Annotated in this window: 24 protein-coding genes; 11 read left to right on the top strand and 13 right to left on the bottom strand. The window is 54.4% G+C overall.

Annotation, left to right across the window (positions count from 1 at the left end):
* Positions 1–8: 8 nt before the first annotated feature.
* The 12 genes from WJU16_RS17705 to tgt all read right to left on the bottom strand — a co-directional run bounded on the left by WJU16_RS17705 (position 9) and on the right by tgt (position 17,370).
* Positions 9–1,367: a glucosaminidase domain-containing protein gene (locus WJU16_RS17705; RefSeq protein WP_341834785.1), complete on the bottom strand. Its 1,359-nt coding sequence runs from the start codon at positions 1,365–1,367 to the stop codon at positions 9–11.
* Between the two features lie 25 nt (positions 1,368–1,392).
* Positions 1,393–2,034: an O-methyltransferase gene (locus WJU16_RS17700; protein WP_341834784.1), complete on the bottom strand. Its 642-nt coding sequence runs from the start codon at positions 2,032–2,034 to the stop codon at positions 1,393–1,395.
* A 241-nt stretch (positions 2,035–2,275) separates the two neighbouring features.
* Entirely contained in the window at positions 2,276–2,974 is a 699-nt protein-coding gene (locus WJU16_RS17695) for a TIGR00730 family Rossman fold protein (RefSeq protein ID WP_341834783.1), read from the bottom strand.
* Positions 2,975–3,008: 34 nt separating this feature from the next.
* Positions 3,009–4,502: a sodium:solute symporter gene (locus tag WJU16_RS17690; protein ID WP_341834782.1), complete on the bottom strand. Its 1,494-nt coding sequence runs from the start codon at positions 4,500–4,502 to the stop codon at positions 3,009–3,011.
* A 113-nt stretch (positions 4,503–4,615) separates the two neighbouring features.
* The gene (locus WJU16_RS17685) at positions 4,616–5,737 is read right to left on the bottom strand and encodes a TIGR03364 family FAD-dependent oxidoreductase (RefSeq protein ID WP_341834781.1); all 1,122 of its coding nucleotides are present in this window, start codon (positions 5,735–5,737) and stop codon (positions 4,616–4,618) included.
* 62 nt (positions 5,738–5,799) lie between these two features.
* On the bottom strand, positions 5,800–6,372 hold the full coding sequence (locus WJU16_RS17680) for a hypothetical protein (RefSeq protein WP_341834780.1): 573 nt from the start codon (positions 6,370–6,372) through the stop codon (positions 5,800–5,802).
* A 72-nt stretch (positions 6,373–6,444) separates the two neighbouring features.
* Positions 6,445–7,464 (bottom strand): PorP/SprF family type IX secretion system membrane protein, encoded by a 1,020-nt coding sequence (locus WJU16_RS17675; protein ID WP_341834779.1) that lies wholly within the window; start codon positions 7,462–7,464, stop codon positions 6,445–6,447.
* Positions 7,465–7,471: 7 nt separating this feature from the next.
* A complete protein-coding gene (locus WJU16_RS17670) occupies positions 7,472–11,176 on the bottom strand; it encodes a PKD domain-containing protein (RefSeq protein WP_341834778.1) in 3,705 nt (1,234 codons plus the stop codon).
* A 195-nt stretch (positions 11,177–11,371) separates the two neighbouring features.
* Positions 11,372–13,483, bottom strand: a complete 2,112-nt coding sequence (recG, locus tag WJU16_RS17665; protein WP_341834777.1) for an ATP-dependent DNA helicase RecG — start codon at positions 13,481–13,483, stop codon at positions 11,372–11,374.
* Positions 13,484–13,603: 120 nt separating this feature from the next.
* Positions 13,604–14,929 (bottom strand): citrate (Si)-synthase, eukaryotic, encoded by a 1,326-nt coding sequence (locus tag WJU16_RS17660; RefSeq protein WP_341834776.1) that lies wholly within the window; start codon positions 14,927–14,929, stop codon positions 13,604–13,606.
* 133 nt (positions 14,930–15,062) lie between these two features.
* Positions 15,063–16,142, bottom strand: a complete 1,080-nt coding sequence (locus tag WJU16_RS17655) for an LptF/LptG family permease (protein WP_341834775.1) — start codon at positions 16,140–16,142, stop codon at positions 15,063–15,065.
* Between the two features lie 100 nt (positions 16,143–16,242).
* Entirely contained in the window at positions 16,243–17,370 is a 1,128-nt protein-coding gene (tgt, locus tag WJU16_RS17650; protein ID WP_341834774.1) for a tRNA guanosine(34) transglycosylase Tgt, read from the bottom strand.
* A gap of 140 nt (positions 17,371–17,510) precedes the next feature.
* Between tgt and WJU16_RS17645 the strand changes: the two genes are divergently transcribed.
* The 4 genes from WJU16_RS17645 to rsmG all read left to right on the top strand — a co-directional run bounded on the left by WJU16_RS17645 (position 17,511) and on the right by rsmG (position 20,075).
* Positions 17,511–17,804, top strand: coding sequence for a type II toxin-antitoxin system HigB family toxin (locus WJU16_RS17645; RefSeq protein ID WP_341834773.1), 294 nt, complete (start codon positions 17,511–17,513; stop codon positions 17,802–17,804).
* A gap of 44 nt (positions 17,805–17,848) precedes the next feature.
* Positions 17,849–18,250, top strand: a complete 402-nt coding sequence (locus tag WJU16_RS17640) for a helix-turn-helix transcriptional regulator (RefSeq protein WP_341834772.1) — start codon at positions 17,849–17,851, stop codon at positions 18,248–18,250.
* Between the two features lie 69 nt (positions 18,251–18,319).
* Positions 18,320–19,459, top strand: a complete 1,140-nt coding sequence (locus WJU16_RS17635) for a glycosyltransferase (RefSeq protein WP_341834771.1) — start codon at positions 18,320–18,322, stop codon at positions 19,457–19,459.
* 1 nt (position 19,460) lies between these two features.
* A complete protein-coding gene (gene rsmG, locus WJU16_RS17630; RefSeq protein ID WP_341834770.1) occupies positions 19,461–20,075 on the top strand; it encodes a 16S rRNA (guanine(527)-N(7))-methyltransferase RsmG in 615 nt (204 codons plus the stop codon).
* Here the strand turns inward: rsmG and WJU16_RS17625 are convergent, their stop codons facing one another.
* A complete protein-coding gene (locus WJU16_RS17625; protein ID WP_341834769.1) occupies positions 20,076–20,975 on the bottom strand; it encodes a cation diffusion facilitator family transporter in 900 nt (299 codons plus the stop codon). It lies immediately after the preceding gene.
* Between the two features lie 110 nt (positions 20,976–21,085).
* Between WJU16_RS17625 and WJU16_RS17620 the strand changes: the two genes are divergently transcribed.
* From WJU16_RS17620 to WJU16_RS17590, 7 genes are all read left to right on the top strand, one after another.
* Positions 21,086–21,646: an RNA polymerase sigma factor gene (locus tag WJU16_RS17620; protein ID WP_341834768.1), complete on the top strand. Its 561-nt coding sequence runs from the start codon at positions 21,086–21,088 to the stop codon at positions 21,644–21,646.
* Between the two features lie 2 nt (positions 21,647–21,648).
* On the top strand, positions 21,649–22,029 hold the full coding sequence (locus tag WJU16_RS17615; RefSeq protein ID WP_341834767.1) for a hypothetical protein: 381 nt from the start codon (positions 21,649–21,651) through the stop codon (positions 22,027–22,029).
* 26 nt (positions 22,030–22,055) lie between these two features.
* Complete coding sequence (locus WJU16_RS17610) at positions 22,056–22,298, top strand: hypothetical protein (protein ID WP_341834766.1); 243 nt, start codon at positions 22,056–22,058, stop codon at positions 22,296–22,298.
* A gap of 12 nt (positions 22,299–22,310) precedes the next feature.
* On the top strand, positions 22,311–22,871 hold the full coding sequence (locus WJU16_RS17605) for a DinB family protein (protein ID WP_341834765.1): 561 nt from the start codon (positions 22,311–22,313) through the stop codon (positions 22,869–22,871).
* An 88-nt stretch (positions 22,872–22,959) separates the two neighbouring features.
* Positions 22,960–23,526, top strand: a complete 567-nt coding sequence (locus WJU16_RS17600; protein ID WP_341834764.1) for an RNA polymerase sigma-70 factor — start codon at positions 22,960–22,962, stop codon at positions 23,524–23,526.
* A gap of 8 nt (positions 23,527–23,534) precedes the next feature.
* Positions 23,535–24,512, top strand: coding sequence for a FecR domain-containing protein (locus tag WJU16_RS17595; RefSeq protein WP_341834763.1), 978 nt, complete (start codon positions 23,535–23,537; stop codon positions 24,510–24,512).
* Positions 24,499–25,887 (top strand): hypothetical protein, encoded by a 1,389-nt coding sequence (locus tag WJU16_RS17590; RefSeq protein WP_341834762.1) that lies wholly within the window; start codon positions 24,499–24,501, stop codon positions 25,885–25,887. Before WJU16_RS17595 ends, WJU16_RS17590 begins: the two co-directional genes overlap by 14 nt.
* The last annotated feature ends 42 nt before the right edge of the window (positions 25,888–25,929 follow it).

The raw sequence follows: 25,929 nt of genomic DNA, 5'->3' as shown, positions 1-25,929 counted from the left end.
TTTAGCGGTTATTTTTTCACGACCAGTTGCTGGCCGATTTTGATGCCGTTGTCCTGCAGGTTGTTCCATTCCTGGAGTTGCGAGACGGTGCAGCCGTAGCGGCGGGAAATGCCGTACAAAGTTTCCTTTTCGCCAACGGTGTGGTATTGTTCGCGGCCGGAGGTTTGCGCGCCTGCTTTTTTGAGGTCTTCGATCATGCCGGGGGGCAGCGACTGGGAAGTTTTCTCTGGAGCGGGCGGCGGGGTGGCCGGTCTGTTTTCGGCTACAGGCGCCTGCGCGGAGGCTTTCTCGATTTCCTTTTTGATGTCCCGGATGATTTCGCGGGGCTTCAGGTCTTCGTGCTCATCCACAATCGCGACGGAATTGCTGCCGAGGCGGGGCTTCGCGGAAGCATAGCCATCCAGCGCGATGCGTTCCCCTGCCGCGGGTTGTTCGCCTTCCTCGAGTTTGTTGCGGCGGCGTAACCAGCGGAGCTGCACGCCTTCGGCCTGGGAAATGTCGTGCAGGGATTCGCCGGGGGCCACGATATGGAAATCGTTACTGCCGCGCTTGCTTTTGCCCTGGAGGAAGATGACCATGTCCTTTTCCAGGGGCGCGTCTGCCGGGAGGTCATTGTATTTGAGTAAAGAACTGAGGCGGATATCATTCGCGCTCGCAACCTGGATGAGCGCCGTTCCTTTTTTAACATAGATGGCTTTGCGATTGTTGATGCGGAACACGCCTGATTCCGGGTACTTTTTGACGGGTGCCGCGGTGGCTACCACGGGGCGGGTAGTTTTCGGCTGCTGCGCGGGGGCGTAGGAACCGGGGTCTCCGGCAAATACGTCTTTCGCCCGGATATCGCCTTTGCCCATGGCGATGTCGGTGTATTGCTGAAGCTGGTAAGTTTCGATGAGTTGTATGAGTTGCTGCGGATAGGTGCGGCTGGTGGCGTAACCTGCCGTCTTCAACCCGTATGCCCATGCCTTGTAATCGTTCGGGTTAAGGTCGAACAGGAATTTGTAGCGGGGATTGTTGCGGAGGAATTCGGAGTGGTCTTTCCAGGATTCTTGCGGAGATCCGTATTTGCGGAAACACTCGCCCCGTTCGTCGTCGTCATACGCTACGGAAGGGCCCGTCCAGTTATTCTTGCATTTAATACCGAAGTGGTTGTGGCTGTTCTGCACCAGCCAGCTGTTGCCGGACTGCGTTTCCAGGATCCCCTGCGCGAGCTTGATGGCGGCCGGCACGCCGGAACGGCGCATCTCTTCTATCGCGATGATTTTGTACGTGTCGATGTACTGTTGGGTGCTGATGTTCTGTGCGGCGCTTCGTATGGCTCCGCCAAGCAGCAAACAGATTGCCAGGCAGTATGACTTCACTTGCATTATATATTGAATTTAATGGGTCTTGTTATTTTTTGCGGATGAGCTGTACGCCATCGCGCAGGGTAAGCAGCAGGGTTTCTGCGCGCTCGTCGGCCAGTGCCTTTTCCACGAAGCGGATCATGGCTTTGGCATTGTTGCTCTGTTCGGTTTCGGGCAGTACTACTTCACCGTGATACAATACGTTGTCGGCCAGCATAAACCCTCCGGGCCGCAGCTTCTCCCACACCATATCGAAGTACATTCCATAACCGGCCTTGTCCGCATCTATGAAAACCAGGTCGAAAATCTCATCCAGTTGCGGGATGATCTCCGCCGCTTTTCCGATATGCTGGGAGATTTTCTGGGTAAGACCGGCTTCTGCGATATAACGCGCCGCCATGTCTTCCAGCTCTTCATTCACATCGATGGTATGCAGCATACCGTCTTCCGCGAGCCCCTGCGCCAGGCAAATGGCTGAATACCCGGTGTAAGTCCCGATTTCAAGGATACGGCGCGGCCGCATCATGTGGCTGACCATCGACAAAAAAACACCTTGCACGTGCCCGCTCAGCATATGCGGCTGATCCACTTTCAGGTAGGTTTCCCTGTGGAGGCGATACAGCAGATCGGCTTCACGTGTGGTGTACTTCTCTGCAAACGCCTGTATATCCCCGGGTATTACCTCCATGCCGTATTTTTTTGCAAACCTAAGCAATTATCAAGTAAATGCGATATATGTGAAGGACTGAAAATAAATCGAGCCTGATAGTAATACCAGGCTCTTTACCCATGTTAACCATTAATAGACACAACTTTTGACCATATATAATTCGTTCAATGGTCCTCAATAGGCTGTGGCTTTATAAATATATATGCAATTTCAAAATCAATCATGAATATTATTCATGTGTATATAACATAAAAATAATCTAAAAATTGGGCCGGAGTTTGTTGGAAGCGTAGAACACGCGGAAGTATTCCACCACTTCGTCTGCCGTGTCGAACACCTTCAGGAGGTTGAGGTCTTCGGGGTGGATATTGCTTTCTTTTTTCATCATCGTGGTGTCGATCCATTCGAGCAAACCGCTCCAATATTCTTTGCCGACGAGCACCAAGGGGGTTTCCGTCATCTTCTTCGTTTGGATGAGGGTAGCTACTTCGAAGAATTCATCCATCGTGCCGAATCCGCCAGGCATCATCACGAAGCCCTGGGAATATTTCGTGAACATGACTTTGCGCACGAAGAAGTAATCGAAGTTGAGGCTTTTATCGCGGTCGAGATAAGGGTTGGCGTATTGTTCGTGCGGCAGGGTGATGTTGAGGCCTACGCTGGTACCGTCGGCCAGTTGCGCGCCTTTGTTGGCAGCTTCCATAATGCCGGGACCGCCGCCGGAGATGATGCCGAAGCCTTCTTCCGCGAGGCGCTTCGCAATTTCACAAGCCAGTTCATAATACAGGTTGCCGGAACGGGTACGGGCGGAACCGAATATCGAAATACAGGGACCAATCTTGGCGAGGGCTTCAAATCCTTCCACGAATTCGGCCATAATCTTGAAAATCTGCCAGCTGGAATGCGCTTTCGTTTCCGTCCAGTCGCGCATTTTCAAATTCTTTAACGAATCATTCATCTGCTATGCGTTTTGGTATTGTAATCTACATTTTTTACTGCAATGCGGGCAGGGCGTCCGCCTTCTTCCGGGAAAACAACCACAAACCTATATACGTAAACAAACCGTTTACGATCAGCAACTCGTTGCCGAATTTATACCCGCCGAGCCATTCCGCAGAATACTGTTTCAGGAAGAAGCAAAGCAGCGGCGCGATGAGGCACACGATGAGGGAGCCATAATCGAGAATGGGCCGCTTGTTCAGAATCCCGAAGGCGAAAAGCCCCAACATCGGCCCGTAGGTGATCGTGGCGAGGAACAGCACGGAATCGATGATCGCGTCGTTGTTGAATTCCCTGAACAATAAGATCGTGAGTAATAACGCCACCGCGCACCCGATATGGATCATGTTCTTGATCCGCTTGCGGCGCGCGTCGATCCCGTCAGTCGGGTAACCGAGAATATCGATATAAAATGAAGTCGTGAGCGTGGTCAGCACACTATCTGCACTGGAGAACGTGGCCGCCGTCAGCCCCACGATAAAAATCACGGAAGCGAAAGTGCCCAGGTGCTGCAAGGCCAGCAAGGGAAATACCTGGTCGGTAGCCGGCGCGCCTTTCGCCGTCAGCGGCATCGGGATGTTGTTGGCGTGCAGGTATTGGTACAACAGGATCCCCAGGCTGAGGAAAAACACGTTCACCACGAGCTGCATGATGCTGAAGGAATAAATATTCTTCTGCGCTTCCTTCAGGCTGCGGCAGCTGAGGTTTTTCTGCATCATGTTCTGATCGAGCCCGGTCATCGTTACCGCGATCATCATCCCGCCGAAAAATTCTTTAGGAAAGAAATTGCTCGCCTTCCAATCCCAGAAAAACGTGCGGGAATGCGGGCTGCTCACTACGTTGCTCACCAGGTCGCCCAGCCCCCAGTTGAGATCGCGGCAGATTACAAAGATGGTGAGCACCACGGCCAGGAGCAGGAAGGTGGATTGCATCGCGTCGGTCCACACCAGGGTTTTAATCCCACCGCGATAGGTATACACCAGCATCAGCAGGATCATGATCGACACGGATAAAGCGAATGGTATGTTGTAATAGTCGAAGACGAACAGCTGTAACACGCCGGCCACGAGGAACAGGCGCGCCGCAGCGCCTACCAGCCTCGACAGGATGAAGAACATCGCGCCCGTTTTCTGCGTCACCGGCCCGAAGCGTTGCTGCAGGTAAGTGTAAATGGACGTGAGGTTGCGGTTATAATACAGGGGCAGCAGCACCGTGGCAATCACCACGTAGCCGAGGATATACCCAAGGATCGTTTGCAGGTAAGAAAAAGAAGCGACTTCCACTTTGCCCGGAACGGAGATGAAAGTAACACCGGAAAGCGAATCGCTGATCATCCCGATGGCGACGAGATACCACACGGAATTACGGTTGCCGATGAAATACGACTGCTCGTCCACCTTTCGGGTGGTGAAGTAAGAAACCATCAGGAGCAGGATAAAATAGCTGGCAATAAAAAGGACGAAAAGCCCTGGCGATATTGGCGACATCAGGATGCAGATATGTTTTAAACAACTAAAAATAGGGATTTCAGGGTTAAAATCGCACAAAAAAAGGACCGGCTGAAGAGCAGGTCCTTGTTGCTTATCACAAATACGGGAAATCATTCCACGGCGGTCACGTCGCGCGCGAGGCCGAATGAGAGCGTCATGCCGGCTCCTCCGAGCCCGTTGACGATGGTGACGCCGGGCTCCGGGTGCAGTACGAGATCGTGTTCGCCGTTGGTGAGTTTCGGGTATATGCCATGCCAGCGCTCCTGGATATCCAGGGTGGGCGCGTGGAGGAAAGTGTTGATGAACTGAAGGATGAGGCGGGAAATGTGCTCCTTGTCGAAGGGGTCTACCTCCCAGCCGTATTCATGGGAATCGCCGAGTGAAAGCTCCCCTGCTCCGTTTTGTGTTACCATAAGATGGATGCCGTATTTCACGTATTCCGGCAATGTGGCTTCCACGCGCTGCTTCACGGCCGCCAGGCCCGGACAATGCGCGAAAGACGGATAATGCAGCATCGACATGCCCGTAACCAGCGCCGGGCCCAGCTTCCAGCCATCGGGTTGGGGAACGGTGCGGAGCATCTGGAGCTTGCACCGCGTGAGGGGCGCTGAAGCGAAAACTGCGGGATACAGCGTTTCAAAATCATAGCCGCTGCACACGTACACGCGGTCCACTTTCCAATTTTCGTCTTTTGTTTCGATGTGCGGCAGCTGGATACCGTTGACGGGCGTATTGTACCGGAACGTAACGCCATGGGCACTTTCGAGCCATGCAGCCAGGCGGGCGCCGGCTTCGCGGGGGTTAACCGTCATTTCGAGCGGACTGTACAAAGCGGCTTTGAGCCCTTCCGGCCGGAAGGCCCCGCTGCGGGCACGTGCGGCTAGAGGGGTCAGCAGTTCGCATTGGATACCGGTGCTTTGGGCGAATTCTTCCATGACGCCGGCTTCGTCGGCATGATATGCCAGCAGCATGGAACCGTTTTCTTCCAAAGTGAGCCCCGACGCCTTCGCTACGTGTTGCCATATGGAACGGCCGTACAGCGCGCGGTCGTAGATGTGCCCCTGCCTTTGCCCCAGCGTCCAGAAGAGGCCGAAATTGCGGAACGAAGCGCCCAGGGCGCGGGGATTGCGTTCAAAAACCACCACCTTCTTACCTTTCAGGGCAAGATGATATGCGGTGGCCAGGCCAACGATGCCTGCGCCGATTACTGCGGTATCTGCTTGCTGGTACATGCAACAAATATAGCAGTATTTGTAAATAAAAGTTTAGTAATAATTAACTCTTAACGGAGATTTTAAAAGCCGAAGTTCCCACCGACGGAAAATACAGGGCGGTTGCGGTAAGGGGAGTTTTCGTCCTGCAATACATCGTAGAGCAGCATGATCACCAGTGCGGAGTTGCCGCCGATGGGTTGGGCGTAGCCACCGCCGAGCAGGAGGCTGGGCGCGCCGTAACGTTCTTTAAAGGATTGCCGCGGATCTGAGTAAATCTGTTTTTTGTAGCTGATGGAATTATATTCCGGTTGGGCATGTACGAACAACATTTCGAGCGGGTAATACCGGCCCCAGATACCACCACCGAGAATGGTGTAATTATTTTTTACTTCGTAGCTTCCCTCCCGGTATTTCTCCCAGGTGAATTGTGCATTGATGCTGATGCCCGCCGCGGCTTTCGGGCTGAAGCGATAACCAATCATCGGCGACACGTTCACCAGCGAATAGTTCCCGAACGCGAATCCGAAGTTCCCTCCCACCATCAGTTTCGACGGGTCGAAACCGCGTGCCGTATCCACCCGGTAGGGCGATTGGGCCATTACCGCCTGCATGGAAAGCAGGAATACCGCAGCTATCAGGCAAATCCTTTTCATGTGCTCCAATTTTTTGCAAGGCTAATTTATCTGTTTTTTCCCGTCGGCCGTTCAACATGAACGAATTCTTTATCAAAATGACGGGCAGAGCGTATATCGTTTGGCGTGGGAGAAGCTCCGGTTGGGATACAGCCCAACGTATAACAGGCTAAGTTCGTAGGCGCCCTGGCGTTTGTTGGCCGCTGAAAGCGCGCTGGTAGTAACGTCGTAGTTGAACATCAGCCTGAAATTGGATACCTGGTACCCTACCAGCAACGCCGCCGCATCCTTCAGCCGGTAATAGGCGCCGCCGAAAAGTTGCTGGGTACCGTCGCCGGATAGATTATATGCCGCATAAGCGCCCAGCATCGTTTCGCTGACGTTGGCCTGGCGGGAATAATATGCGCCGGGATTAAGGATCACCTTGTCACTCATTTTCAGGCTGGCGTTGAGGAAGCCGATATAGCGGCGGTCGATTTTATTGTTGCCGTCGTAGAAAGACTCGCGGGGCGTGTTAATGTGATGTACCGAAAAGCCGCCGTTCACATATACGAGCTCGTTGGGGAAGAACGCATAATTCATCCCTACCTGCAGGTCGAGGTAACCTACGGATGCGGAAGTAAACGGTTCTCCCGAAAACATCTGCGAATCGAAAAAATTACCATTCCATTGCGAGCCGAACGTGAGCTTGCTCAGATCCACCCGCTTATCGGCATACCCGACGTTGAAGCCCGCAGAAAGCAGGCTGCTCTGGCCGAGGAGCTGGTGGTAAGCCACGGACCCGTATGCCTTGGTGCTCGTCAGGTTGCCGCTGCCCGCTACGTCGCGCATGATCATACCGCCCACGCCCACCCAGCCGTAAGTAAGCCGGTCGCGCAGGAGCTGGAAATCACCGAATGCCGACATGGTCTTGTACGGCACGGGGATCGTGGCCCATTGGTTGCGGTAATTAATACCGATCCGGTAGTTGCCGTCCGGAATAAATCCGGTATTAGCCGGGTTGGTAGACAAGGGTGAATTGAAGAACTGCGAAAAATGCAAATCTTGCGCGGCCGCCGGGAAGGCTGCCGCGAGGCAACAAACGAGGAAAATATAGTGCGCTGCTTTTCTCATAACCCGCTTATCTTAACAATGTTACGTTTCCTGTTTTGGTGATTTTGTTCCCGTCCGTAAACTCAACGTTCAACACAAAGGCATACGCGTCCATTGGCTGCACGGTGCCGTTGAAACGGCCGTCCCATCCCAGACGCTGGTCGTTCGACTGGAACATCAGCTGGCCCCAGCGGTTGAACACCTTCATATCATACCGCACGATACCGAAACCTTTGATCTCCCACTTGTCGTTGATGCCGTCGCCGTTCGGGGAGAAAGCGGTAGGTACATCGTACAGGGGATTCACAATTGCCTGGACCTCCTGGCAAACGGTGTCTTCACATCCATACTCGGTGTAGGCCGTGAGGCAAACTTCGTATATGCCGGACCGGAGGTACTGGTGCGTGGGGTTCGGTTCGTAGGAAATATTTCCATCGCCGAAGTCCCAACGGTAGCGTACCGCGTCCACAGATTGGTTGGTGAAGGTAGTGGGCGTGTTTTCCACTGCCTTGGTAGGCAGGTAAGTATATGCCGCGGTAGGACCGGGCATGATCGTTATCCAGCGCTGCACGGTGTCGCGAAGGTTGCAGGTGTTGGGGTCGTAGGCCCGCAGGGTCACCAGGTAACGGTTGGGCTGCGTAAACGTATGCGTCGGGTAGATATCCCTGGAAATGGGGCTTCCATCCCCGAAATCCCATTCAAACTCCGTACCGCCCGCAGAAATATTATCGAATTGCACGGTGAAGGGAGCGCAGGCGCTGTCTGGCGACGCAAAGGCCGCTACCACATTCGCGGCTACACGCAACTGGATAGCATACTCATCCGGCGCATTGCAATAATTCGTATCCACGAGCCGCAGCCGTACGGTATACAAACCTTCCGACGCATACCTGTGCGTCTGGTTGGCCATACCTGCCCGCACCAGCGGCGAATTGTCCCCGAAATCCCAGACAAAGGAAGTATCTGTAAACGGTTTACCTGCCGGCCAGGTGGACCTGTTCGTAAACTCGTATTCCAACGCGGTACAAGGTGGTTGCCGCTGTTCCGTGAAAGAAACCGTAGCCTCGTCGTTCCGCACACGGATGGGCATGAAAGCCGTATCATAGACATTGCAACTGGCAGGGTCATATTTCACGAGCCGCACATTGTAATCTCCCACATTGGGATAGTCGTGAGTTACGGTGGGGCTCGTCCCCCTTACTTCCGGCGATCCGTCCCCGAAGTTCCATATCCATTCGACGGCTGTTACGTTGGTGGTATCGAGGAAGGTGATATTTGCCGGCGTGCAATAGTTCCGCCTTCTTTCCTGCGTTGTAAAACCAGCGCGGACGCCGTCGAGGTTGAAGGCGATCTTCAGGGCACCGAAGTTGCAGACGTCCGTCATCCCTGTATAATAAGAACCTGCCGTCGTAGGAAACCTTACACGGGGCGGGCGCAACTGGCAGGATGCGCAAATCCCCTGGTAAATCACCCCGTTACGGTCGAAGCGGCTCGTCCCGCCATCTACGTGTTCCAACAACCCTGACCCTCCAAAGTATGTTCCATATAATATGCCCAGCGCGTCCCGCTTCATGACAAAAAAGTAAAAATCACTTCCGTCTGTCCGCGACTGCCGCGCATCCGGCGTTATCGGCAATCCGCGTGTACTGGCGTTGGCATGGAATTGATGGTTCAGCTCACCGCCCCATCCAGACACATACACGTTCTGGCACCGGTCCACCAGGAACGCCACCGGCGATATGCTGGGTGCAGAACTCGCCGTTCCGAATGTTGTGGAATATATGAAAGCCGACAAGTTGGGCCGCAATTTGGCGATGAACTGCCTGGAGTTATCATTGTAAAAAGTAGGCGTCCCCGCCGGTTGCCGGATCGGCCAGTTGCCCTCGGTGGTGCCCATCACGTATACATCACCCAGCCTGTCCAGCTGAATGCCATACACCTGGTCGGCCCGGCCGTTGTCGGAACCAAGGAACGTTGAATTCAAGACGTTACTGCCATCGGCCGACAATTGTGCAATAAAACCGTCGCACTGCCCGCCTCGGTAAGCGTTGTACACGCCACTTCCCCGCATCGGGAAATTGCTGCTTGCGGTTCCACCGGCCACATAAATGGAGTTGCCGCCATTCAGCGCCAATACATAAGCCGCATCCGCCTGGTTGCCGCCGAGGTAGGTAGACCAGATGATATCACTGCAATTGGGATTGATCTTGATGACCACGCCGTCCTGGGCGCCGCCAAATGTACGTTGGAACGCGCCCGCGGTTGTCGGGAAGTCGGCAGACTGGGTACAACCAGCCACGTAAATATTCCCGGCGCCGTCAAGCACAACTTCGCTGCGGGCATCGTCGCCGTAGTTGCGCAGCAGCTGGTAGATGGGGCCGGTTTTCTCCGTCCGCATGTTGGCGCCGTCCAATCCGGTTCCGCCGATGCGCAGGCAGCCGATGATGTCCGTTGCGTTGGCATTGATCTTGGCTACCACAATATCGTGACTGTCTCCGCCGCCGGGCCCGATAGTTTTATCCGAAGGAAAGTCGGAAGAGTTGGTCCGCCCGGAAATAACGAGGTTGCCGGCGCCATCCACGAACAGGGAATGCGGCTGGTCGTCGGCGGCTCCGCCGATATAGGTGCTGTATAATAACCTGCTGCCGGTTGCATTGAATTTCACGATCGCCATATCACAATCCCCGCCCCTGAAGGCACTCTGGATCGCGCCCGTAGTTGTCGGGAATCCGGGCGCACGCGCGATGCCGCCGCCATAGAAGTTACCGGCATCGTCATACGTGGCCGTGTATCCCCAGTTGTCGGCGCGCGAACCGGTCAGCGTGGCAAATACCACTACCGGATCGATCACCAGCGGATAGGCGTTGTCGTATCTCCCGGAAACCTTGAAGCTGAGCGTATTACCTTTCAGCTGGTATTGCACGTTCACTTTCTTACGCTGGTTGTCGATGAACTGGTAGGCAAACGGCATCAGTTCCACGATTTCACCCACGGAAGTCTGGATATGGAGGTTCCCTTTCTTCAAGCTCATCGACTGTGCGCCGGAATATTCCATCCGGATGGCATCGGGGTTGCCGCCGGGGCGGACGATGAAATCGTATTTCATCTGGCCGCTTTCGGAATACACCTGCATATCGGTGTTCGGGTAAAGATTTTCGTAGAGGACGGAAGTGTAGGCCGAAATCCCTGATTTCCAGCGGGAGCGGTCTTTCCCCCTGAAATAGCTGATATTTTCCCGGGAAGGTTTGGAAGCGGTGATGACGGGGTTGGGATTGGCCTGCAGGAAACTCACCTCGTAGGCGTGCCCCCTCACCTGACCGGGAACATATCCGCCGCCGTTACCGCCGCCACCTGGGGAATCGTCTCCGGGAACCGGGGAACTGATGGCCCGGGTCTGGTTCTTCTTCTTATCGATGTGGATGATCGGAGGCTTCCCGCCGCCGGTAATATCTTTCGGAACCCCGTGCTGGTTGTCCAGCACTTGTTTCATATCTCCCGGATGAAGGAAAAGCATCCGGATGGCGTTCTTTTTCAGGTATATGTTGACACCACCCAGATTGGCCCGGAACTCGAAGGGGTCTGCCCACTGCCCTTTGTTTTCCACAAATTCAATCGCGGCGCTGATACTGCCATGGTCATGAGCGGCTTCCTGCGACTGTGCCTTCCCGGTGATCAACACCAGTAATACGATCTGCAGCAGACTGAATATTCCGATAGGGCGAGTAGATTTCAAGACGGTATAACTTTTTTAGATGGTTCCAGTAAATCTGGTATACTTAATAAACGGACGGGAGCAGTAAAATGTTACGGTCCGGGATTTGGTTGGCGACCGGCAGCGGACGGTTCACAATAAGGTATCAGGCGCGGGCTCAACATGCAAAACAAACCATCCCTGCCGGTCATTCCATCATGAACAACGTAAAAGCCGTCAGGATATTTTACTCCAGGCGGATTTTGACCGTTGGGTGGCGAGAAAATCGTGCAGCGGCTGGTTTTCGGGGAGGGCCAGATCGGGGTCGTCAGTCAGGATCTTTTCGGCGACTTCGCGGGCGGCGGCCAGCATGGCGCGGTCCTGGACGATATCGGCCAGTTTGAGATCGAGGAGCCCGCTTTGCCGGGTGCCTTCAATGTCACCAGGCCCTCTCAGCTCCATGTCCTTCTCCGAAATAACGAACCCGTCGTTCGTTTGTACCATCACTTTCACCCGCTCCTGCGAATCCTTGCCGATCTTGTTGCCTGTCATCAGGATGCAGTAACTCTGTTCCGCCCCGCGCCCCACGCGCCCCCGCAGCTGGTGCAGCTGCGACAGCCCGAAGCGCTCCGTGCTTTCGATCACCATCACCGAGGCATTGGGCACGTTCACCCCAACTTCGATTACCGTGGTAGCCACCATGATCTGGGTATCGCCGGTCACAAATCGGTGCATATTGGCTTCCTTTTTGTCTTGCGGCTGCTTGCCATGGACCATGCTGATCCAATATTTCGGTTCAGGGAAAAAGGCCTTCACTTCCTCATACCCTTTCGTGAGGTTCTCGAAATCCAGGCTGGCGGATTCCTCGATCAGCGGGTACACGATGTACGCCTGCCTTCCTTTCCGGATTTCTTCCTTGATAAAACCCATCACCTGGGGCCGTTGATATTCCGTTCTGTGCACGGTAGTGATGGGCTTTCGGCCGGGCGGCATCTCGTCGATCACCGACACGTCGAGGTCGCCGTAAACAGTCATGGCGAGCGTTCTCGGGATAGGCGTGGCCGTCATCACGAGGATATGCGGCGGGGTATCGCTTTTTTCCCATAGCCTTGCCCGTTGCGCCACGCCGAAGCGGTGCTGCTCGTCCACGATGGCCATGCCGAGGCGCTGGAAAACGACTTCCTTTTCCAGCAGGGCATGCGTACCGATTAGGATGTGGATATCGCCTGCCGCGGCGGCGGCGAGAATTTCCTTGCGGGCTTTGCCTTTCACGTTGCCGGTAAGCAGGGCCACGTTGACGGGCAGATCTTTCAATAGTTCGGAAATGCCTTTGAAGTGTTGCTGCGCGAGGATTTCGGTGGGCGCCATGAGGCAGCCCTGGAAGCCGTTGTCGATCGCGATGAGCAGCGAAAGCAATGCCACCATGGTTTTACCGCTGCCCACATCGCCTTGCACGAGGCGGTTCATCTGGCGGCCGGTGGTGGTATCCTTCCGGATTTCTTTCAGCACGCGTTTTTGCGCGCCGGTGAGGGGGAAGGGCAGATGATCGTTGTAGAAAGTATTGAAAACGTCGCCCACGGCGTTGAACACATATCCCTGCGAATTCTTGTGGCGGCGTAGTTTGATGCGGCAGATGCGGATCTGGGCAATGAAAAGTTCCTCGAATTTCAGGCGGCGCTGGGCTTGCTTCGCTTCTTCTTCCGATGCGGGCAGGTGAATTTTGAAATAGGCCTGGGACCGGGGCATCAACCGGTATTGCTGCAGCACCTGCGCGGGAATATTCTCCCGGATTTCCGCCAGGGAGAGCTGTTCCAGCAGGTTGCGGCTCAGTTTGCCGATGGCTTTGGCCGTGAGCCCGCGGGTTTTGAGTTTTTCCGTGGTGTAGTAAACGGGTTCCAGCGTTTGCTTGCCTTCCGCCGTTTCTTCCGTCACCAGTTCCATGTCAGGGTGGGAGATTTGCAGCTTGCCGTTGAACTGCGACATGCGGCCGTACACGAGGTACTGGACGTTTTCGCGGAGTGATTTCTCCATCCATTGCCAGCCCTGGAACCATACCAGCTCCAGCCGGGAGGTTTCGTCCTGGAAAGTGGCCACCAGGCGTTTGGCGCGCTTCTCCCCCACTACTTCCATATGCACGATGCGGCCACGGATCTGGACGAATTCTTCCATGCCGCTCAGGTGCCGGATTTTGTCGATCCGGGTGCGGTCGATATACCGGAAAGGGAAATATTCGAGCAGGTCGCGGAAAGTGTGGAGATTGATTTCCTTGCGCAACAGTTCGCCTTTCTGCGGGCCTACGCCCTTCAGGTATTCGATCGGATTGTTCAATATGGAAGCGATATAACTCACGCTGCGGATTGGAGATACGAAGTACGGCAATTTAGGGAGAAAAGGCAAGCGGCGGGCGTCATGAAAAAGCCCGGAAGCGGTGGCTTCCGGGCTTGAATCTTATGATGAAACCAGGCCGGATTATTCGGCGGTTGCGTCTACTTTACCTTCTACAAATTCTTTCATCCATTCAGTGGTCACGGATTTCGGGCGCTCGAGGGAGAGGCCGAGGGCGCGGTCCCAGCAGAGGGAAGCCAGTACGCCGAGTGCGCGGGAAACGCCGAAGAGGACGGTGTAGAATTCGTATTCTTTCAGGCCGTAGTGCAGGAGCAGCGCGCCGGAGTGCGCGTCCACGTTGGGCCAGGGGTTTTTAACTTTACCGAGGTCGCCCAGGATGCCGGGAACCGTTTCGTATACGCGCCAAACGATCTGTACCAGTTCGTCGCTGGCCAGGTGTTTCTTCGCGAATTCCTCCTGCGCGGTAAAGCGGGGATCGGTTTTGCGGAGAACGGCGTGACCGTAGCCCGGCACTACCTTACCTTCCGCAAGGGTTTTGCGAACGAAAGCGTCGATCTGCTCTTTGGTCGGAACACCGCCGCCGAGCTCTTCTTTCATGTCGAGGATCCATTTGATCACTTCCTGGTTGGCCAGGCCGTGGAGCGGACCGGCAAGACCGTTCATGCCGGCTGCGAACGACAGGTACGCGTCGCTGAGGGCGGAGCCTACGAGGTGCGTAGTATGGGCGCTCACGTTACCACCTTCGTGGTCGGCGTGGATCACCATATATAAACGCATCAGTTCCTTGAAGCCTTCGTCTTCATAACCCAGCATATGGGCGAAGTTGGCCGCCCAGTCGAGCATACCGTTGGGCTGGATGTGCTGGTCGTTTTTATATTTACGGCGGTAGATATATGCCGCAACACGGGGGAGGCGGGCGATGAGGTTCAGGGTATCCTCATACATATAGCTCCAGTAATCTTTTTTGTTCATCCCTTCGGCATACGCTTTGGCAAACACGGATTCGGTCTGCAGCGCCATTACACCTACGGTGAGCATGGTCATGGGGTGCGTATGGATGGGGAGAGCGTTGATGGCGTCAAACACGTGGTTGGGTACGTGCGAACGGCGGCCCAGAACACTGGAGAGATTTTGAACGTCCGCTTCGGTCGGCAGTTCGCCGATCAGCATGAGGTAAAACAACCCTTCCGGCAGGGGCTCTGCGCCTCCGGGGGCTTTGGGGAGATGCTCGCGCAACTCGGGAATGGAATATCCGCGGAAACGGATACCTTCATTTGCATCCAGCAGGGATGTTTCTGTAACCAGCCCTGTAATGCCACGCATGCCTTGATAAGCCTGGGCTACCGTAACATCGCCTACCTTTTTTGTTCCATGATTCTTGAGCAGGTCCTTAACCTCGGCGCCCAGTTCATCTGCCTTTGCCTTGAATTTCTCTTTTATATAACTCATTTTCCCACAATGATTTAGAAAAATTAACGTAATCGATCAATGAACAAAAGTAATGATTAATAAATTAAATCCCGCCCTTTTAAGACAGATTTAACGGAGAAATTCAACTTTTGGCTGAAAATGGTCAACCGCGTTACTTGGGCGCCCTTAAGTAGAGATAAAAGGCCAGTCCGGCGAAAACAAAGTTGGGAATCCATGCCGCCAGCAGGGGGTCTAAATCGGCCTTCGTGGCAAAAACAGTGGAGAACTGCATGAAAAGGATATACGTTGCGCTGATCACAATCCCGATCGCCAGGTGCAAACCGCTTCCTCCCCTCACCTTCTTGCTGGAGATAATGGCGCCGATCAGCACCAGGATCACCACGGCCACGGCGGCCGACGTTCTGCGGTATTCCTCTACATAATATACGCTCAGGCCTTCCGCCCCGCGTAATTCTTCCTTGGCCAGGTATTCCCGCAGTTCGGGGGTGGTCATCCCCTCCTGCCGGTTCCGGATCTCGATCAGCTCAGAAGGATCGAGCGCCAGCTTCAGCGCCGTATCCGGCCGGGTGGCGAAAACTTCCTTCATCCCGTCGATCCGCCGCTCGGACACGCCTTCCAGCTTCCACTTTTTGGTAGCGGTATCGTACGTGACGCGGTCGGCCCGGAGAATGTACTCCAGGTTTTGCCCTTCGATCCGGTTGAGGATGAAATTGGAACCGTTTTTATAATTGGGATCGTAATACCCGAAAGTGATATAAGTGGAGGTATCGATGCGCATGGATTTGTCTTCCAGCGCTTTCTGATCTTTCTGGTCTTTTACGTATTTCGTTTCAAAAGTGGTGCGGATGCGGTTGGCCTTCGGCACAATCCACTGGTTGGCCACCCAAAGGATGGCGCCAAACCCGATGGCCCCTACCCAGTAAGGCCGCAGGAACCGCCGGAAGCTCACGCCGGCGCTGAGGATGGCCACGATCTCCGTGCGGTAGGCCATTTTGGAGGTGAAGAAGATCACCGAAATAAAGATGAACAACGGGAACAGCAGTGCCGCAATGTGCGGGATAAAGCCGATGTAATAGTTCATGAAAACGAAGCCCAGGGAAAGGTTATGTTCCAGGAAGTCGTCGATCTTCTCCGTGATGTCGATCACCACGGAAATGACCAGCAGCACCATGAGCGAGTAAATAAAGGTACCGATGAACTTACGTAATATATACCAGTCGATCTTCTTCATAAAGTTTGTTCGGAACGGCGTGGCCGTCAGGTTGCAAAGCTAACATTCCCGCTGGAATGCGGATGCAATTTATCGTATGACGATGAATTTTAACATACCATTACAGGCGCGTCTGCAACTGCGGCACCATCCGGCGTTTCCATTCCCCGTAAGTGCCGGCCAGGATCTCCTTGCGGGCGGTTTTCACGAGGTCGAGGTAGAACGCCAGGTTGTGGATGCTGGCCAGCGTGAGGGCGAGGAATTCCCCGGCCACGAAAAGGTGGCGCAGGTAGGCCCGTGTGTAGTTTTGGCTGGCGAAACAGGGCGTTTGGGCGTCGATGGGCGAAAAGTCGTCGGCCCATTTTTTATTCTTGATGTTCACGACGCCGTCCCAGGTAAACAACATGCCGTTGCGGCCGTTGCGGGTGGGCATTACGCAGTCGAACATATCGATACCGAGCTCGATGTTATTGAGGATATTCCAGGGCGTGCCTACGCCCATGAGATAGCGGGGTTTTTCGGCGGGGAGGATTTCGGTGACGATGCCGCACATCTCGTACATTTCGTTTTCGGGCTCGCCCACGCTGAGGCCCCCGATGGCGTTGCCGGCGCAATTGCGGCTGGCGATGGCTTCGGCGGAGGCGCGGCGGAGGTCTTTGTAAGTGCTGCCCTGCACGATGGGAAAGAGCGTTTGCGCATGCCCGTACACGGGATCGGTTTCGGCGAGGCGGCGGATGCAGCGGTCGAGCCACCGGTGGGTGAGCTCCATGCTTTTTTTGGCGTAGGCATATTCGCTGGGGTACGGAGGGCATTCGTCGAAGGCCATAATAATATCGGCCCCGATGTTCCGCTGGATATCCATGACGTTTTCGGGGGTGAAGAGGTGGCGGGAGCCGTCTATATGACTTTGGAAGACAACACCTTCCTCTTTGATTTTGCGGTTGGCGGCGAGGGAGAAGACCTGGTATCCGCCGGAGTCGGTGAGGATGGGGCGCTCCCAGCCGTTAAAGCGGTGGAGGCCGCCGGCTTTGCGGAGGACATCCATTCCCGGGCGGAGGTAGAGATGATAGGTGTTGCCGAGGATGATCTGCGCGTTGATATCGCTGCGGAGCTGTTCCTGGGTAACGGCTTTCACGGAGCCGACGGTGCCCACGGGCATGAAGATGGGCGTTTCGATGGCGCCGTGGTCCGTGGTGATGACCCCGGCTCTTGCGCCTGAGGGGTCTGTGGTGATCAGTTTGAAATCCAAATCCTCGCTGTTTTTTTTCAGTGGGCAAAGGTATTGAAATTCCCGGGGACGATTAACAGGCATTTAACTAATATTATTAGCATTTATTTAGAAATTCGAAATAATGATTCGTTTTTAAAAATTAATGCGTATTTTTTTAGATGGTGGTGATCAGCAGGAAGGCACTCACAGACTTTACAAAAAGACATCCAGCTTCGAGCGATGCATTTTTGAATTGGTTCCGGAAAGCGAGTGAATCTGACTGGAGCCATTTTCAAGATGTAAAGCGGACATTCGATTCGGTGGATTATGTTGGGAATGATTCGTATGTTTTCAATATTAAAGGCAATCAATTCAGGTTGATTGCCAGGATTATCTTTCCGGTCAGGACAGCGTTTATCCGCTGGGTCGGCACCCACGCAGCTTACAACAAACTGGATATGAATTTATTATAATCACCAGTAATTGATATTTCAATTTAACAACATATTATTTTTTCATGTTAGCAAAGCCCGCTATGTCCAGAAAGGTAGAAAAGCAAAAATTACCCACTGAAAATGCGTACGAAAAGCTCATGCAGGAGATTGAGCTGCTGATGAAAAAAGGCAGCGAGTCGTTAACCGCAAAAGATATCGATACGCTGCAGGATATGGTGAATATTGTGCAGGAGTACGAAGCCCATTACTTCACTCTCCCAAAGCCGGAAACCCTTGCAGGTATGCTCAATTTGAAAATGTTTGAAATGAACCTCACACAAAAAGAAATGGCGGCTTTCCTGGGGTTATCCCCTTCCAAATTTTCTCTTATCCTCAATAATAAGCGGGAACCTGACGTACAGTTTCTGAAGGCTATTTACCGCAAATTGCAGATCGATCCGAAATTTATCCTCGATAGTCTTTAAGACGACCCTGTTAAATATTTTTTTCCACACCTTTATATAGTCAAATAAAAACTTATATTTTTGCCCCTTATGTCAGATAATCTGGGCTTAATTTTCTTCTATACTTTCGCCGCGATAGCGGGCATACAGGTCTTATACTACCTGATTTTCTTTTCCCGCGTCGCCTTTTACCGGCGGAAGTTCGACCTCGGCGAGCCTCCGGGCGGCGATATGTCGGTCATCATCTGCGCCAAAAACGAAGAAAGGAGCCTTCCCATGAACCTCCCCACCGTTCTCCAGCAGCGTTACCACATCCATAACGCACCATCCTACGAAGTGATCGTCGTGAACGACAATTCGGAAGACGATTCCAAATATTACCTCGCCTCCATCGAAAACGGTTATCCACATTACCGCCACATCGAAATCAAACAGGCCGCCAAATTCATCCCCGGGAAAAAATACCCGCTTTCCATCGGTATTAAAGGCGCCAAATTCGACACGGTTGTGCTGACCGACGCCGATTGCAAACCCGGCAGCATCCATTGGCTCAACCTCATGAGCCAGGGATTCCGCGAAGGAAAGGAAATCGTACTGGGATACGGCCCCTACTACAAAAAACCCGGCTTCCTCAATAAGGTTATCCGCTACGAAACCTGGTTCAGCGCCCTCCAATACCTTTCTTTCGCCCTCTCAGGCATCCCTTACATGGGCGTTGGCCGCAACCTCGCCTATAAAAAGGACCTGTTCTTCCGCCACAAAGGCTTCACCGCCCACCAGCACATCGCTTCGGGCGACGACGACCTGTTCGTGAACCGCGCCGCCACCAGCAAAAACACCGCCGTGGTGATCGATAAACTCGCTTTCGCCTACTCGGAGCCTAAACGCAAATGGAAACACTGGTTCGGACAAAAAACCCGGCATATGTCGACAGGCCGCTACTACCGCGCCGGCCATAAATTCCTGCTGGGCCTATTCTCCCTCACCCACTTCCTCTTCTACCCCGCCCTCGCCGTCGCGCTGTTCTATACGCCCATGCTATATTTCACGCTCGGCATCCTGGGCGCGCGCATCGTCGTGCAAACCGTTATCTCCGGCTTCGCCCTCAAAACCCTCGACGAGCGCGACCTATTCTGGTATGTGTGGCTGATGGACATCCTCATGTTCCTATATTATGTTATCTTCACGCCCGCATTGTTCTTCGCGAAAGGAAGAAACAAGTGGAAATAGCATGGAGCAAGTATTAAAGTATTTCAGTGATTTTACACCCCGGCAACTGGAGCAATTCCGGTTGCTGGAACCTTTATACCGGGAGTGGAACGAGAAGATCAATGTCGTTTCCCGGAAAGATATCGATTCCCTCTACGAAAAACACGTGCTGCACTCCCTCGCCATCGCCGCCGTGGCTGACCTGCCCGACGGCTACCAGGTGGTGGACCTCGGCACGGGGGGCGGCTTCCCCGGCATACCGCTCGCCATCTTCTTCCCGGAAGTGAAATTTCACCTGGTGGATTCCATCGGTAAAAAACTGAAAGTCGTGGAAGCGGTTGCGGAAGGTCTCGGTCTCCAGAACGTCACCGTCCAGCACACCCGCGTCGAGGATATCAAAAACCGGAAGTTCGACCTGGTGGTTTCCCGGGCAGTAGCGCCCCTTATAGATCTCTGGCGCTGGAGCAAACCCCTCGTCAAAAAAGCCGGAAACGGCCCCACCGGCCTCATCTGCCTCAAAGGCGGCGACCTGGCGGCAGAAATCAGCGAAAGCGGCGTCCGCCCCAAAATGTTGCCCATCTATAAAATCTTCCCCGAAGAATTTTTCCAGGAAAAGTACGTGGTGGCGGTACAGTAATCAGAACCCGACGTCTTTGTCGGTATGCGTATTCTCCGTTTCCAATGTGGCATGCACGATATTGAGCGATGCTAGCAAATGCTTGAGGTCGTGCTTCACCCTGTCCACCTCTCCGGCCGATAGCCCCGGTGCGATGGTCACGTGCGCGGTGAGCGCATTTTCCGTGGTGCTGACGGCCCAGATGTGGACATGATGCAGGTCCACCACGCCCGGGATCTCCCGCGCCTGCTCCCGGACCTTTTCTACCGTAATACCCGCCGGAACCCCGTCCATCGACAATCGGAGGCTGTCATTCATCAGTCCCCAGGTGCCGTACACGATCACGGCCATAACGAACAGGCTTACAACGGCGTCGAGCCAATACCACCCGGTGAAGAGCATGAGCAGCCCGGCGATGACGGTGCCCAGCGAAACGAGCGCATCAGCGACCAGGTGGAGGTATGCTCCCTTAATATTCAGGTCTTTATCTTTATCTTTCAGGAACAGCAGCGCAGAAACGGTATTGACGGCGATACCCACGCCGGCCACTACAGCCACCGTTCCACCCTGCAACGGTACCGGGTTTTGCAGCCGGTGGACTGCCTCGTAACCGATGGCGCCCACGGCCACCAGCAGGATCACGGCATTTAAAAGGGAAATGAGGATGGTACTTTTCCGGTAGCCGTACGTATACTTTGAGCCGGGCGGGATGCGCGCCAGCCGGAAGGCCACCATCGACAGCCCCAGGCTGGCCACATCGCTGAGGTTGTGCCCCGCGTCCGACAGCAGCGCCAGCGAGCCCGTGGCGAGACCGGCGGCGGCTTCCACAACCACGAACATCCCGTTCAGGCCGATCCCGATAAGGAAGGCGCGGTTCAGCTGGCCGGCGTGCAGTGTATGGGAGTGATCGTGGTCGTGCATCCATTAAAATTACAAGACCCGGTAAAAAAAGTTCGAAAAACCTACAATATGCAAAGCCCCTGTTCGTCTTTAACCATAAGATGAACGAGTGGCTCTCCATAAAAAAACCAATGGCCCTGGAACAAAACGAACGTATACAGCGTACGGTGGAAAAAGAACGCCAACGGCTCCTGCAATTCATCCGCAAGCGGGTGGACGACAGCGCCGACGCGGAAGATATTCTGCAGGATGTACTTTTCCAGTTCACCCAGTACCTCCGCGGAGGGTCACCCATTGAATCCCTCACCGGCTGGCTATTTGCCGTCGCCCGAAACCGTATAACAGACTGGTTCAGGAAAAAGAAGGAAGACCGCTTCTCCGACCACGCACTCGAGGGCGCGGATGGCGACGGCCCCCTTTACCTATCCGACATCCTGGCGGATTCCGGTTCCAAAACCGACGAACCCATGCTCCGCAAGTTCATGTCGGAAGCTATCACGGAAGCGATCGACGAACTGCCGGAAGATCAACGGTTTGTGTTTTTGCAGCATGAAGTGGAAGGGAAACCGTTCAAAGAAATAGCGGAAATGACAGGCGTGCCCGTGAACACGCTGCTGTCCCGCAAAAGATACGCCGTGCTGTACCTCCGGGAAAGGCTCGCGCAATTGTACAACGAATTGAAAAACGCATAAAGATGAGGCATAATAAACGTTTTATCGGACTGAAAATAGCAGGGTTTGTGGTATTGGGAGCGGCCTGCGTTACCGCCCTCGGATTCGGCGTTATGCTGCTCTGGAACTGGCTCGTACCCGAGCTTTTCCATGGCCCCGTCATAACTTTCTGGCAAGCCCTCGGCCTGTTCATCCTCTCCAAACTGCTTTTCGGCGGTTTCATGAAAGATCATGACAAGAAAAACAGCTGGAAAAGAAGGAAATGGGATCGGATGCAGGCAAAAATGGAACACATGTCTCCCGAAGAGAAGGAAAAACTGAAAAGTCATTTCGATCGCTGCTGGGGCCGGAAATGGCAACGCGAAGAGGAACCGAAGCCACCTGTTGAACGCCAGCCCGAGTAACCATTTACTTTCCTAAAACCTGACATATGCAACGCCATCTCTCCGTAACCGAAGCGGCCCGTATTGGCATCTTCAAAACCAATATCGGCACCCTCAAAGCCCGAAAACGCGTTATCAGCGCAATTTGTAATACCTTTGAAGTAACGTCCTGCAATGTGGACATAGAAGACTGCGACAAAGTGCTCCGCGTCGTGGACATGAAAGTGGACGAACCTTCCATGATCCGGTTCGTCCGGGCGCAAGGCTTCGAATGTGAAGTGCTGGAATGAAACCCTCCCATTATGCAACAATCTGAAATTCAGCAACTCCTCGATAAAAGCTTTACCGATTTCTCGACTTTCGTCGGCGAACTGTCCGACCATCGGTTTATCGTTTCCCCTGAAGGAAAATGGTCCGCCGGGCAGCAGCTAGACCATCTCATCCGCAGCGCCAAACCGGTCAATAAAGCCCTGAACATGCCCCGCTTTTTTCTCCGCTGGTTCGGAAAGCCCGCCAGGGCCTCCCGCAGTTTCGAGGAAATCCGCGACGTTTACCGCCAGGTATTGAAAAACGGCGCCGTGTCCACCCGGCCGTATGTGCCGCCGGTAACCGAGATCGAACAGCGCGAAACGCTGCTCAAACAGTTTAACCAACAGAAGAACAAAATGATCGGGTCGGTCGGCAACTGGCAGGAATCCGAGCTCGACCGTTACCAGCTCCCGCATCCCCTCCTGGGCAAACTCACCACCCGGGAAATCCTGTATTTTACTATCTACCATAATTACCATCATCTCCACACCCTCCAGCTCCGCGAAAAACCCGAGCAACCCTGGCCTACCCAGCTGGAAAGAGTCATTTTCTAAAAAAATTTCAAGCCGCATCAGGGTAAACATCCGTTTGCGTGTTTTACTTTGTGTAGAGCGGGCCGCATGAAGGCGCCGCCGCATCGAATTGGACAGCAACGGCAAGAAATACCTGACTTCGGATTTTTCCTCCGTTTTTCATACCTGGTATGAAAAGCTGCATCGTTATGCCTATACGATGCTGAAGGACGCCGACGAAGCCAGCGATACCGTACAATTCGTTTTTACGCGTTTGTGGGAGCGTTGGGACGAGCTGGAAGAAACGGCGGAACTGGGGCCTTACCTCTACCGTTCCGTCCATAACCATTGCCTCAACCGCATCCGGAAAGTGGGCAACATGCGGACTTTCAATGCATGGCTGAACCGGGGCGCGCCTCCCGCGCACAGCGACGCCGGCAACAAACTGGCCGTGGCGGAATTGAACACCCGCATCGCCGCAGCCCTGGACGCCCTGCCGCCGCAGTGCCGCCTCATCTTCACCATGAGCAGGGAGCAGGATAAAAAATACGCGGAAATCGCCCGGGAATTATCGATTTCCGTGAAAACCGTAGAATCGCAAATGAGCAAAGCGCTGCGCATCCTCCGGGAAAAACTGGCCGATTATATCGCGGCCGGCGGAGCGCTGCTGATGTATATCGAAAAATTGTTATCTTAAATCTGTACTTGAGCCAACATCAACATATCACCGTTACCGACGAGCTGCTCGTGAAATTCCTGGCCGGGGAAGCTGGTCCGGACGAGGCCATGGCTATCGGCGAGTGGCTGGAAACGCCCGCCAATGCGGCGGCGTTCCGGCAGCTGCAGCATGCCTGGGAAGCATCCGGGCCCGGCGGGGCTTACCAATCGCCGGATGTGGCCGGTGCATGGAGCCACTGGCAACAGGCGCAGCAAGCTCCCGCGAAAGCCAGCCGGATGTGGCCGCGATGGGCTGCCGCGGCGGCGGTAGTTTTACTGGCAGGCGGCACCTGGTTCTTTTCGGGAGATGGCGGCGAAATAGACCGCGACCTGCATGTTACCATCGAAAACAAAAAAGATGTGGATGTAAAGTCCCCGCTGCCGGATGGATCTTTCGTACATGTTGCGCCCGGCGGACGGGTCGCTTTCGCAGGCAATGCCGTTACAGGGCGCCATGCCACCATCACAGGGAATGCAATTTTTGAAGTGACGCCCGATCCTGCCCGGCCGTTTACGGTGCAGGCGGGCCCGTTGACCATCCGCGTACTGGGCACCGTGTTCGACGTGCGCCAGTACCCCGACAGTGTTACGGTGGACGTGCGCCAGGGCGTGGTAAGGGCGGTGGGGAGAACAGACAGCGTGTTGCTGCGGTCGGGTATGCGGACGGTTTACCTTTTACAGGCGGATCGTTTCGCAGGTAAGTCGCCCGATTCGCCCGGCGTGCTGCCGTCGAAAACGGTGTTCGAATTCAATGATACCCCACTCGGAGAAGCCGTCGAAAAGCTTTCCGCTGCTTACGGCATCCCGGTGGCGCTCGATAATCCGGCGCTGGCCAGTTGCCGCATCAATACCTCATTTACCGATAAACCGCTGGACTACGTGCTCACCGTGATCACGGAATCCCTCCGGCTGGAGTACCGCAAAGCCAACGACACGGTGTACATTTATGGAAATGCTTGCGATTAAGCGATGGTGGCCCCTGATTTTTCTGCTCTGCACGATTTCGTCGGCCGCGCAGGATGCACTGCGCAAAAAAGTTTCACTGCCTTCCACACTGACGACCGCGGGCGATTTGCGGAAGGAAGTCTCCCGCCAAACGGGGCTCCAGTTCACTTTCAGTTCCCACACGATCCGGCCGGAACAAACCATCCGGCTGCCGAAGCCAACGCTTTCCGCAAAAGAATTGCTGGATGCGATGCAGCATCAGCTGCAAGCCGAGTATAAAGTATATGAAGATCATGTCATCTTCACAAAAAAGAAAAAAACAACCGCTTCGCGGGATGACGGATTTGTCCAAACCGCGACCTCCGGAAATGCAAAACCTGAAGCCGACCGAAGCCGGAAGCATGCAACGCCCACCGTCAAAACATCCACCCAACACAAACCGTTACCGGCTTCCGCAAGCAATAGTCACTTACAAGACAGGCAGTCGATTAAAAACGGGTTAAATGATGCATCGGAAAACCAACTTCTATCCGAAACTGGTTCTGCAAAAGCGGCGCCGGCTACAACACCTGCAACCGACGGATCAATTTCAGGAGAAAGCAACCAAGGTAAGAACGGAGATAATCCCTATTCCCCAAAGCCCGGCGATCCGGAAACCCGCATCCATCAGCCAATAGTATTACCTGATGCAGCCCGGACGGTCAATGATCATCTCCGTTCGCTGGCAGATGACCGCCTCCGCGCCAGGGCTTACCGGTTAACGCTGACATCTCCCGGAAAGCAAGCTGGCATTACCTCCTCCCCCGCACAACAACCGATCCGCGCGCAAAGAGACCGCTTCAGCCGCCATACGCCCATCTTCTCCCGCTACACCACCGCCGGCGTAGAAGTCAATGAAACCTTCCCGGCCAACATCCTCATCAAAGGCGGCATTCCGCTGCTGCACGGGATTGTGGGATGGAGCGCCGCCTCCCGCCACAGCTCCTGGCGCTTCGGCGGTGGCACCCGCTGGTCGCTGAACGAAACCTGGCATCTGCAGGCCAATTTCACCACAGGGAAAGTGAAGGATAAATTGCAGCAAGACTCGCTGGGCATGATCAGCCGGACCGTCAGGATCACCGAAACGCTCCATCGCATCGGTGTGTATGCCGAGCGCAACTTCGGGAAGCGGTGGTCCGCCGTGGCGGGGGTTTCGTGGAACATGCTCAACAGGACCAACACTTACGAAGGGACGCGTATTGGGCCGGGCGAGCGCATCTTCTCTGATTTCGTGCCTAAGGAAGGCTACCGCGCGCTCAAACCTCTATACACCATATCTTCTTCCTTCAACGAAAGCGCCAAAGCCTGGAAAGACCGCTGGATCGGCACACAGGTCGGTGTGTATTACCGGTTCTGATTTTTTTGCATCCCATCAGGGTAAACGATCGGCTGCGTGTGT

It is taken from the genome of Chitinophaga pollutisoli (genome assembly GCF_038396755.1).
Taxonomy (GTDB): Bacteria; Bacteroidota; Bacteroidia; order Chitinophagales; family Chitinophagaceae; genus Chitinophaga; species Chitinophaga pollutisoli.
Note: the sequence above shows the minus strand (reverse complement) of the source record. Positions and strands in the feature narration are given on the sequence as shown.